The organism is Cryobacterium tepidiphilum (assembly GCF_003716325.1).
Classification (GTDB): Bacteria; Actinomycetota; Actinomycetes; order Actinomycetales; family Microbacteriaceae; genus Cryobacterium; species Cryobacterium tepidiphilum.
Genome location: NZ_RDSR01000006.1, coordinates 135,439 through 145,271, shown reverse-complemented (window position 1 = coordinate 145,271; position 9,833 = coordinate 135,439). Strand labels below are relative to the sequence as shown.

Sequence of the window (9,833 nt, the reverse complement as noted above, 5' to 3'; positions counted from 1 at the left end):
CCCCTCGCCGGCTCGCCCGCCGCCCCGCAGTCCCTCGCGGCCGCTCCCTCCGCCTCCTAGCCCGCGCGCGAGTGCGCGCTTGATGTCGCCCGCCAGCTCCGAAGGCGGCAGTTAGCCCGCACTCGCGGTCAGCCACGCTCGCGAGTGCGCGCTTGATGTCGCCCGCCAGCTCCGAAGGCGGCAGTTAGCCCGCACTCGCGAGCGTAGACGGGCCGCCGAGCGCAGACGGCGAGGGCGAGGGGGCACGGGGCGCGGGGTCCGCGTCCTCCCCAGCCCCGTCGGGTGAGCACTTGTGCACCGGCCGCCCGCTCTCCGGTCGCGGATGCCGCGTGGCGGCCTAGCGTGGCGGCATCCGTTGCGAGGAAAGGAGCGTCATGACCCGGTTCCAGGTGGACAGCGAAGAGGTGTTCAGCGCCGCGTCGGCCGTGCGGCAGTCGGCGGCGCGCATCGAGGGCGAGGTGAGCGGCATGCTCGCGCAGCTCACCAACCTGCAGGGGTCGTGGGTGGGCCAGGCGGCCAGCGCCTTCAACGGCGTCATCGCCGACTGGCGGAGCACCCAGCAGCGCGTGGCGGAGAGCCTCGCGCAGATCAACGAGGCCCTCGGGCAGGCCGGCCAGCAGTACGCCGAGACCGAGCAGGCGAACGCGCACCTGTTCGCCCGTTAGCACGGCCGGAAAAACGCCAGTGGGCGCCTCCCCGGGGGGAGACGCCCACTGTGTGGAATCGCTCTAGCGAATGGTGCTCTCGCTTAGAAGTCCATGCCACCGGTCGGGTCACCGGCGGGAGCCGGGGTCTTCTCCGGCTTGTCGGCGACGACGGCCTCGGTGGTGAGGAACAGGCCGGCGATCGACGCGGCGTTCAGCAGCGCGGAGCGGGTGACCTTCACCGGGTCGTTGATGCCGGCGGCCAGCATGTCGACGTACTCACCGGTCGCGGCGTTGAGGCCGTGTCCGACGGGCAGGTTGCGCACCTTGTCGGCGACAACACCCGGCTCAAGGCCGGCGTTCAGGGCGATCTGCTTCAGCGGGGCGTCGATGGCCACGCGCACGATGTTCGCGCCCGTCGCCTCGTCGCCGACCAGGCCGCTGAGTGCGGAGCCCTCGAAGGCGGTCTTGCCGGCCTGGATCAGGGCCACGCCACCACCGGCGACGATGCCCTCTTCGACGGCAGCCTTCGCGTTGCGGACGGCGTCCTCGATGCGGTGCTTGCGCTCCTTGAGCTCCACCTCGGTCGCGGCGCCGGCCTTGATGACCGCGACACCGCCGGCGAGCTTCGCGAGGCGCTCCTGCAGCTTCTCGCGGTCGTAGTCGCTGTCGGTGTTCTCGATCTCGGCACGGATCTGGGCGACGCGACCGGCGATGGCCTCGGCGTCGCCGGCACCCTCGACGATCGTGGTCTCGTCCTTGGTGATGACGACCTTGCGGGCGCTACCGAGCAGGTCGAGGGTGACGTTCTCGAGCTTGAGGCCGACCTCCTCGGAGATGACCTGGCCACCGGTGAGGATCGCGATGTCCTGCAGCTGGGCCTTGCGGCGGTCGCCGAAGCCGGGGGCCTTGACGGCAACCGACTTGAAGATGCCGCGGATCTTGTTCACGACGAGCGTGGCCAGGGCCTCGCCGTCGACGTCCTCGGCGATGATGAGCAGCTGCTTGCCGGACTGGATCACCTTGTCGACGATCGGCAGCAGGTCCTTGATGTTCGAGACCTTGGAGTTGACGATCAGGATGTACGGGTCTTCGAAGACCGCTTCCTGGCGCTCCGGGTCGGTCACGAAGTACGCCGACAGGAAGCCCTTGTCGAAGCGCATGCCCTCGGTGAGCTCCAGCTCGGTGCCGAACGTGTTCGACTCCTCGACCGTGACGACGCCTTCCTTGCCGACCTTGTCGATGGCCTCGGCGATGATGGCGCCGATGGTCTCGTCACCGGCAGAGATGGATGCGGTGGCGGCGATCTCCTCGCGGGTCTCGATCTCCTTGGCGTTGGCGATGAGTTCCTTGGTGACCGCGTCGACGGCCTTCTCGATGCCGCGCTTCAGGCTGATGGGGTCGGCGCCGGCAGCGACGTTGCGCAGGCCTTCGCGGACCAGGGCCTGGGCGAGCACGGTTGCGGTGGTGGTGCCGTCGCCCGCGACGTCATCCGTCTTCTTGGCGACCTCTTTGACGAGCTCCGCACCGATCTTCTCGTACGGGTCGTCGAGCTCGATCTCCTTGGCGATGGACACACCGTCGTTGGTGATCGTGGGGGCGCCCCACTTCTTCTCCAGAACGACGTTGCGGCCGCGCGGGCCGAGGGTGACCTTGACGGTGTCGGCGAGTGTGTTCAGGCCGCGCTCAAGGCCACGACGGGCCTCTTCATTGAAAGCAATGATCTTTGCCATGTGTGTTTCTCGTCCCTCCCGGACGTAACGAAAAGTGATCGGTTAGCACTCAAATCCCAAGAGTGCTAACCCGATTCTGGCACTCTCGTGCGGAGAGTGCAAGGCGACGAGGAGGGCTGATGCGCGGCGGCGGACGGCGGCGGGAATGACGAACGCCGCCCGTTCCGCGGGCGGCGTTCGCAAGGGTAAGCAGTCCTCGGCGGCGTGTGACGGATCTCGCGCCGGCGGGGAAGCGTGTCAGAGGGGGCGGACCGCCTCGGCCTGGGGTCCCTTGGCCCCACTGCCGACCTCGAAGGCGACCTTCTGGCCTTCCTCGAGCACCTTGTATCCGTTCATGTCGATGGCGGAGTAGTGCACGAACACGTCCTGCCCGCCGTCGACGGTGATGAAGCCGAATCCCTTTTCAGCGTTGAACCATTTGACGGTCCCATTCGCCATGTGTAACTCCCGTTGCTGTGTCTGGCACCCGCCCAGCGCCGGTGCTACGAGCAGATACTAGCGAAGCAGTGTACCCGCAAGACAGAGGGAACGGCAGAAATTTTCGGGCCGGTACTACTGCCGGCACTACTGGGAGAGCGGCGGGTAGTCGTTCCCGACGACCACGGTGATGTCCGCGTCGCTTTCCGCGTAGTCGTCGGAGAGCGCCAGCGTGGCCGTGGGAATGGTGTCGATGATGTCGTCGAGCACACCCCGGGCCGCCCCCTCGAGCTCCGGGTCGGAGTAGTAGACGGTGGTCGACGGGATGTCCTCGGAGTCGGCGTCGCCGGTCGAGGTGATGCTCCAGCCGGCGTCGCCGAGCGTCTCCGAGACGGCACCGGCCACACCGAACCCTTGCGAGCCGTTCAGCACGGTGACCCCGGCGTCGGGGTCGAGGGTCGCCTCGGGCGTGGGCGTGGGCGTGGGCGTCGGCGTGGGGGTCGCAGTCGCAGTCGCCGTCGCGGTGGGCGCCGGCGTCTGGGCTGCCGGCTGTTTGCCGGGCAGGGCGACGTCAAGCCGGTGGTCGAGGATGAACAATCCGACGACACCGATCGCGATCAACAGCACCGTGGCAGCCAGCGCCCACCAGAACGCGATCCACCCCCGACCGCCGCGCGCCGGCGGGCGGTGCGCGCCGACACGGTCGATCTTGCGGGGAAGGTTGTCGAAACGGTCTTTCGGATAGTTACTCGGCATCGTCAGTCTGATTCGGTCCTCGTGGGGCGGGCTGCGCCGGCCGACCGGCCGGGAGCGGGGGTGGAGGGTGTCGGTCCCAGTGAGCGACGCGCGCGTGCCTCGTTCCTGGCGTGGCGCATCCGTTGCAGCCGTTTCACCAACATCGGGTCGGCGGCGAGGGCGTGCGGGGAGTCGATAAGCGCACCCAGCAGTTGATAGTACCGGGCCGCGGAGAGCCCCAGCCGGGTGCGGATGGCCTCTTCTTTGGCGCCGGCATGGCTCCACCACTGCCGCTCGAAGGCGAGGATCGCCTGCTCGCGCGCGGTGAGCCCGTCGGCGTCGGCGCCGGGCTCGGCGTGTGGCTCTGCCTGCTGCGGTTCGGTGTCAGCGGATGCCTCGGGGGCGGCCTCGCGCGCGTCGCTGCCCTGATCACTCAGCATGGCGTCCTCCCCCGACGATCCCCGACTGGGAACGTCACGGTCATCTTATTTGGCAACGTCTGGGAGTCCGTCGAGGCGGGTCGGCGTGGGGCGAGTGGCACCCGGCACGTCGGCGCGAACGGCCGAGGATGGGAATGCGCTGGGCAGTGGCGTAACACGGAATGTGCCGGATACCGGGCGAGTTTAGGCTAAGGGAGGACCGCGATCGGGACGGTCCGCAGAGGAAGGAGCCCGACATGGACTACGAGGTCACGAAGTCTGAAGCGGAATGGCGCGAGGAGCTTGGCGACGAGAAGTACGCCGTGTTGCGGAAGGCCGGAACCGAGCGGGCATGGACGGGTGAGCTGCTCGACGAGAGCCGTGCGGGCGTGTACGCCTGCGCCGCCTGCGGGAACGAGCTGTTCAAGAGCGGAACGAAGTTCGAGTCGCACTGCGGCTGGCCGAGCTTCTACGAGTCGGTTCGGCCGGAAGCGGTCGAGCTCATCGAGGACAACACGCTCGGCATGGTGCGCACCGAGGTGCGCTGTGCGCGTTGCGGGTCTCACCTCGGCCACGTCTTCCCTGACGGATTCGGCACCCCGACCGGTGACCGGTACTGCATGAACTCGCTCTCGCTGGACTTCAAGCCCGCCGAGTAGCACGCGCGAACCTAACGGTTCGGTTTCATTCCGGTTCGGCGGCCGGTCGCGATGCTTGACTGGTTAACGCCTCACAACGGCGTGGGACAGGCGTCGGCCACGGCCGTTCATCCTCTCCCGTTGTGAGGTGCGCGTCTCTCATCCGGGCGCGCGCCCCAGAGCGGGCAACCCGAACGACCGTGGCCGGCGGTATCACCGGCCCCCACCCTGTACCGCGGTGCTTCGCCAACGGATGCGCCCGATCGGGCGAGTCCGGGCGCAGGGGGCTCCCGCTCAGGACGCCGACGGAACCGGGCTGACCGCCGGCACGAGGTCTTCGTGTTCGCGTGCGTAGGCTCGCGCGCGTCGGATGTAACGCACACTGAATGGCACGACAACGACCAGGAGCAGCACCAAAAGCGCCAACATCGGGATGACAAGTTGCCTCGCCACCGGGTTCGCGAGCAATTGCACCTGCTGGAGAATGATGCCGGCGTAGAGCAGCATCATGTACGCGAGCTGGAACGGCAGCATGATCGCCGCGACCGCGGCATACTTGGTCGCATCGACCTGCTCCTCCTCGTCAAGGTCGAGACGCTTGCCCTTCAGCACGACCTTCGCGAGCTTCCTCACCTGACCCGCGTCACGCCCCACGATCTCCCGAATCTGCCGAAAGAGCGGCATCGTCACGAGAATGCCCGCCATCGCGGCGGCGAAGAAGGCGACGCCGACCGCGAGACCCAGGGCCTGAACCAGAGACTCTGTGAAGATCTCCCGCGCGAACAGGGCAAGAAGGGCAAGTCCGATAACGAAGGCACCGACGAAGGTCACAACCATCTTGGTGATCTTTCGGAGAATCTCGCGCCGCGTCAGCGGCAGCCAGGGCCGCTCGACGGGCGCTCGTGCTTCCTCCCGCTTGCGCAACCAGGCTCCGACGAACACGGCGACCATGATCAGAGCCGCGCCCACAGCGATGAACAGCACCGGCAGCCAAACGGGGGCGTCGGCCAGCATGGCGAAAATCACGATCCCGATGGCGGCCAGCACCTCGAGGCCCACGACGATTCGGTACCACCAGGCGAAGTACCGTTTGCTCGCATCGGACCTCTTCGCATCCCAGTACGCCAGCATCGAACCGAGCACCAACGGCCCGTAAACAAAGACGGTGAGCGCCATCGTGGCCAGGAAGATCAGCCAACTGCCAGGGTCCGGCGTGGTGACAGCGACAAGGAAGGCGCCGCCACCAATCAGAGCGGTGGCGATGAGCACAGAGAGGATGTAGACGACGACTTTCATGGCGCACCTTTCGGGTCGGGACGCAACGATTACGCTTCATCCCGCAGTAAACACCCGAGTTGCTCATTCAGCAGCAGGTCAGGCCCGAAAAATACCTGGCAGGGTTCAGCCATTGTGGGGCCGGCCACGGGACTTGAACCCGTAACCCCCGCTTTACAAGAGCGGTGCGCTACCAATTGCGCCAGGCCGGCATGAGGCCCGCAGGCCTCGAGCACCCATCCTAAATCACGAGGACGGGCTCAGGTGGTCAGCTCGCTGCCGTCGGCTTCGGCGTGGGCGTCGCGGTCGACGTGGAGTAGGTCTCACCGGCGGCCTGCAGCACGAAGGAGGCGAACTCCTTCGGGTCGTCGAGCGAACCGAGGTACTGCTTGCCGTTCACGAGCACGGTGGGCGTGCCGGTGACCGAGGGGATGCTGGCGTTCGGCAACGGGCCGGTGAGGGCACGATCGGTGGCGTCGAGCACCCACGACTTGAACGTCAGGTCGTCGATGCAGTCGTTGATCTTCGAGACATCCGTTGTCACGCCCGCGGTCTTGACGAGCTTCTTGATCTGGCTGTCGTCGAGGCCGGCGCTGCCTTCCTCGGGCTGGTCCTTGAACAGCTCCTGGTTGAAAGCGTAGAAGTCGTCCGGCGAGTAGTTGGCCACGCACGCCGCGGCGTTGGCCGCCCGGAGCGAGTACTGCGTTCCCGCGGACTTGCTGGTGAGCAGGGAGATCGGGTGGATCTCGACCGTCGCAGCGCCCGACGTGACCCACTGCTTGATCTGCTCGCCGTTGGTCTTCTCGAACTGGCCGCAGTACGGGCAGAGGTAGTCGAGGTAGATACGAATGGATGCGACGGTGCCGGTCTCGTCGGTCTTCGAGGCGACCGGGGTGGCTTTGGGCTGCAGGGCCGGAGTCGACACGGGCTCCATGCCGGCACCGATCAGGATTCCGTCGCTGGCCATGTTCTTCGGGCCGGGACCCGCCGGGTGGATCGAGCTCGTGATGGCGAGCACGACGATGGTCACGATCGCGAGGCTGACGACGATGATGCCGCCCTGCAGCAGCACCCGGTTGCGGCGCTCCTTCTTCTTCTGGTCCTCGCGCAGCTGCCGTGCCTTCAGCCGGGCTGCTTCCCGTCGCTGGTTCTTCGTCGGACGGTCGTCGCGCGGTCCATCAAAGCTCATCGATATCGCTTCCGGTCGGTGGAAAAATTGCGGGCACTGTTATGCAAAGGCCCTCCAGATAGTAGATGCGATGTCTGGGAATCGGCCAAACGGCGCCTGTACCCGGGGCGAGAGCGGGCGGCGGGCATCGGCTCGCCCGTGTCCGGAAGCCGTGACATACTGGCACTGACGACTGCGCGCCCCGGCGTGCCGAAAGTCTACAAATCCCATCACTCGGATCGTCCGGCACGTACCTGCCGGTGAAGGAGAATACAGAAAATGGCTTCCGTCACTTTTGACAAGGCAACCCGGCTGTACCCGGGCTCGACCCGTCCCGCGGTCGACGAACTCGACCTCCAGGTCGCCGACGGCGAATTCCTGGTTCTGGTCGGCCCCTCCGGCTGTGGAAAGTCCACGTCGCTCCGCATGCTCGCCGGCCTCGAAGAGGTCAACGACGGCAACATCTTCATCGGTGAGCGCAACGTGACGGATGTCCCGCCGAAGGACCGCGACATCGCCATGGTCTTCCAGAACTACGCGCTCTACCCGCACATGACGGTCGCCGAGAACATGGGCTTCGCGCTCAAGATCGCCGGAGTGAACAAGGACGAGCGCGCCTCCCGCGTTCTCGAGGCCGCGAAGCTGCTCGACCTGGAGCCCTACCTCGGCCGCAAGCCGAAGGCCCTCTCCGGTGGCCAGCGGCAGCGCGTCGCCATGGGCCGCGCGATCGTGCGCCAGCCGCAGGTCTTCCTCATGGACGAGCCGCTGTCGAACCTCGACGCCAAGCTGCGCGTTCAGACCCGCACCCAGATCGCCTCGCTGCAGCGCCGCCTCGGCGTCACCACCGTCTACGTCACGCACGACCAGACCGAGGCGCTCACCATGGGCGACCGCATCGCCGTGCTGAAGGACGGCGTGCTGCAGCAGGTCGGAACCCCGCGCGACCTGTATGCCAAGCCCAACAACGTGTTCGTCGCCGGCTTCATCGGCAGCCCCGCCATGAACCTGCTGCTGGCCGACGTGGTCGAAGGCGGCATCAAGTTCGGCACGTCCACCGTCCCCGTCCAGCGCGACACGCTCGCCGCCGCGTCCGGCACCCAGGTCACCATCGGCATCCGGCCCGAGGACATCATCCTCTCCCCCGTCGCCGGTGAGGGCCTCGCGGTGAACGTCGACCTCGTCGAAGAACTCGGCGCCGACGGCTACCTCTACGGACACTCCGAGAGCAATGGACGCCGCACCGATATCGTCGCGCGCGTCGACGGCCGTTCGCACCCGAACGCCGGCGACACCGTCTACCTGACGACTACGCCCAACCACCTCCACATCTTCGACGAGGAGAGCGGCCAGCGCGTCGGCGGGGCGACCACCGACTAAGCAGGGTCCGTCATCGAATCGGCCGGCCGGGGCACACGCCCCAGCCGGCCGATTTCGTTGTCGCGCACCCTCGCATCCGTTTCGCTCACAACCGGCAGCACAGACGGCGAAGGTAGGCTCGGACCATGAGCGGTTCCCTCAACATCACCTCGGCCACGGTCGACCCGGCCCTGCTCGACCTGCCCTGGCACCTGCCGCTGGACGCCTGGCCGAACGAGAACATCGCCTCGCTGCCCAAGGGCATCTCGCGCCACCTTGTGCGGTTCGCGCATTTGAGCGGGCGGGTGATCGCCATCAAGGAGACCACGAGCGAGATGGCGCGGTCGGAGTACGAGATGCTCCGCACCCTGCAGGGCCTGGAGATCCCCTGCGTCGAACCCGTCGCGGTCATCACCAACCGCACCACCGAAGACGGGGACCCGTTGAACTCGGTGCTCGTGACGCGGCACCTGCGGTTCTCACTCCCCTACCGCGCGTTGTACTCGCAGGCGCTCCGCCCCGAGACGGCCACCAGGCTCGTCGATGCCCTCGCGCTGCTGCTGGTGCGCGTGCACATGGCCGGGCTGTTCTGGGGTGACGTGTCGCTCTCCAACACGCTGTTTCGGCGCGACGCCGGTGCCTTCGCCGCCTATCTCGTCGACGCCGAGACCGGACAGCTCTACCCGGGCGGCCTGTCCAACGGGCAGCGGGAGAATGACCTCGAGATCGCGCGGGTGAACATCGCCGGGGAGCTGATGGACCTCGAGGCCGGCGGCCGGGTCGCCGACGAGCTCGACCCGATCCGGGTGAGCAACGGCATCGTCGCGGCGTACCGCCTGCTGTGGAAGGAGCTCACCGGTTCGGAGTCGTTCGCGAGCGCGGAGCGGTGGCGGATCACGGAACGCGTGGAACGCCTCAACAACCTCGGTTTCGACATCGAGGAGCTCGCCATCAAGACCGACAGCTCCGGCACCACCGTGCGCATCCAGCCGAAGGTTGTCGACGCCGGGCACCACCAGCGGCGCCTGCTGCGCTTGACCGGCCTCGACACCCAGGAGAACCAGGCGCGGCGCCTGCTCAACGACCTCGACTCCTACCGCGCCACGCACGGCGGCGAGGCCGCCGACGAGGAGATGATGGCCCACGAATGGCTGGTGCGCGTCTTCGAGCCCGTGGTGCGGGCCATTCCCGCCGACCTCAAGGGAAAGCTCGAGCCCGCGGAGGTGTTCCACCAGCTGCTCGACCACCGCTGGTACATGGCGCAGAACGAGTCCCGCGCCATCCCACTCGCCGAGGCCGTCAGTTCCTATGTTCAGGACGTGCTGCGCCACCGCCGCGACGAGGCCACCATGCTGGGGCCGGCCACCGGCGCCATCACCGTGCCGATCTCCATCGCGGAGGCCGACGAAGAGGAAGCCGACTGGCGCCTGAACGTGTAGCCGCGCCCC

10 protein-coding genes and 1 tRNA gene are annotated in these 9,833 nt (G+C 67.3%); 4 read left to right on the top strand and 7 right to left on the bottom strand.

Annotated elements, in window-relative coordinates; all coding sequences use genetic code 11:
• Positions 1–374: 374 nt before the first annotated feature.
• Positions 375–665, top strand: a complete 291-nt coding sequence (locus EEJ31_RS05725) for a WXG100 family type VII secretion target (protein WP_123045334.1) — start codon at positions 375–377, stop codon at positions 663–665.
• Between the two features lie 83 nt (positions 666–748).
• Here the strand turns inward: EEJ31_RS05725 and groL are convergent, their stop codons facing one another.
• The 4 genes from groL to EEJ31_RS05705 all read right to left on the bottom strand — a co-directional run bounded on the left by groL (position 749) and on the right by EEJ31_RS05705 (position 3,969).
• Positions 749–2,377, bottom strand: a complete 1,629-nt coding sequence (gene groL, locus EEJ31_RS05720) for a chaperonin GroEL (protein WP_123045333.1) — start codon at positions 2,375–2,377, stop codon at positions 749–751.
• A gap of 237 nt (positions 2,378–2,614) precedes the next feature.
• A complete protein-coding gene (locus tag EEJ31_RS05715) occupies positions 2,615–2,815 on the bottom strand; it encodes a cold-shock protein (RefSeq protein WP_123045332.1) in 201 nt (66 codons plus the stop codon).
• Between the two features lie 126 nt (positions 2,816–2,941).
• Entirely contained in the window at positions 2,942–3,550 is a 609-nt protein-coding gene (locus tag EEJ31_RS05710) for a LytR C-terminal domain-containing protein (protein WP_123045331.1), read from the bottom strand.
• Between the two features lie 2 nt (positions 3,551–3,552).
• The gene (locus tag EEJ31_RS05705) at positions 3,553–3,969 is read right to left on the bottom strand and encodes a DUF3263 domain-containing protein (protein WP_123045330.1); all 417 of its coding nucleotides are present in this window, start codon (positions 3,967–3,969) and stop codon (positions 3,553–3,555) included.
• 236 nt (positions 3,970–4,205) lie between these two features.
• Between EEJ31_RS05705 and msrB the strand changes: the two genes are divergently transcribed.
• The gene (msrB, locus tag EEJ31_RS05700; RefSeq protein ID WP_123045329.1) at positions 4,206–4,607 is read left to right on the top strand and encodes a peptide-methionine (R)-S-oxide reductase MsrB; all 402 of its coding nucleotides are present in this window, start codon (positions 4,206–4,208) and stop codon (positions 4,605–4,607) included.
• 273 nt (positions 4,608–4,880) lie between these two features.
• Here msrB and EEJ31_RS05695 read toward each other — a convergent pair whose 3' ends face one another.
• The 3 genes from EEJ31_RS05695 to EEJ31_RS05685 form a co-directional block, all read right to left on the bottom strand.
• A complete protein-coding gene (locus EEJ31_RS05695) occupies positions 4,881–5,882 on the bottom strand; it encodes a hypothetical protein (protein ID WP_123045328.1) in 1,002 nt (333 codons plus the stop codon).
• Between the two features lie 115 nt (positions 5,883–5,997).
• Positions 5,998–6,073 (bottom strand) — tRNA-Thr (locus tag EEJ31_RS05690).
• A 56-nt stretch (positions 6,074–6,129) separates the two neighbouring features.
• Positions 6,130–7,050: a DsbA family protein gene (locus tag EEJ31_RS05685; protein ID WP_123045327.1), complete on the bottom strand. Its 921-nt coding sequence runs from the start codon at positions 7,048–7,050 to the stop codon at positions 6,130–6,132.
• Positions 7,051–7,308: 258 nt separating this feature from the next.
• Between EEJ31_RS05685 and EEJ31_RS05680 the strand changes: the two genes are divergently transcribed.
• Both EEJ31_RS05680 and EEJ31_RS05675 read left to right on the top strand, forming a co-directional pair.
• A complete protein-coding gene (locus tag EEJ31_RS05680) occupies positions 7,309–8,406 on the top strand; it encodes an ABC transporter ATP-binding protein (RefSeq protein WP_123045326.1) in 1,098 nt (365 codons plus the stop codon).
• 125 nt (positions 8,407–8,531) lie between these two features.
• Positions 8,532–9,824: a DUF4032 domain-containing protein gene (locus EEJ31_RS05675; RefSeq protein ID WP_123045325.1), complete on the top strand. Its 1,293-nt coding sequence runs from the start codon at positions 8,532–8,534 to the stop codon at positions 9,822–9,824.
• Positions 9,825–9,833: the final 9 nt, after the last annotated feature.

Excerpts from the sequence above, each read along its gene's own strand:
- EEJ31_RS05685 (WP_123045327.1), bottom strand. The coding sequence starts at position 7,050 with ATGAGCTTTGATGGACCGCGCGACGACCGTCCGACGAAGAACCAGCGA.
- EEJ31_RS05715 (WP_123045332.1), bottom strand. The coding sequence starts at position 2,815 with ATGGCGAATGGGACCGTCAAATGGTTCAACGCTGAAAAGGGATTCGGC.
- msrB (WP_123045329.1), top strand. The coding sequence starts at position 4,206 with ATGGACTACGAGGTCACGAAGTCTGAAGCGGAATGGCGCGAGGAGCTT.
- EEJ31_RS05710 (WP_123045331.1), bottom strand. The coding sequence starts at position 3,550 with ATGCCGAGTAACTATCCGAAAGACCGTTTCGACAACCTTCCCCGCAAG.
- EEJ31_RS05695 (WP_123045328.1), bottom strand. The coding sequence starts at position 5,882 with ATGAAAGTCGTCGTCTACATCCTCTCTGTGCTCATCGCCACCGCTCTG.
- EEJ31_RS05680 (WP_123045326.1), top strand. The coding sequence starts at position 7,309 with ATGGCTTCCGTCACTTTTGACAAGGCAACCCGGCTGTACCCGGGCTCG.
- EEJ31_RS05675 (WP_123045325.1), top strand. The coding sequence starts at position 8,532 with ATGAGCGGTTCCCTCAACATCACCTCGGCCACGGTCGACCCGGCCCTG.
- groL (WP_123045333.1), bottom strand. The coding sequence starts at position 2,377 with ATGGCAAAGATCATTGCTTTCAATGAAGAGGCCCGTCGTGGCCTTGAG.
- EEJ31_RS05725 (WP_123045334.1), top strand. The coding sequence starts at position 375 with ATGACCCGGTTCCAGGTGGACAGCGAAGAGGTGTTCAGCGCCGCGTCG.
- EEJ31_RS05705 (WP_123045330.1), bottom strand. The coding sequence starts at position 3,969 with ATGCTGAGTGATCAGGGCAGCGACGCGCGCGAGGCCGCCCCCGAGGCA.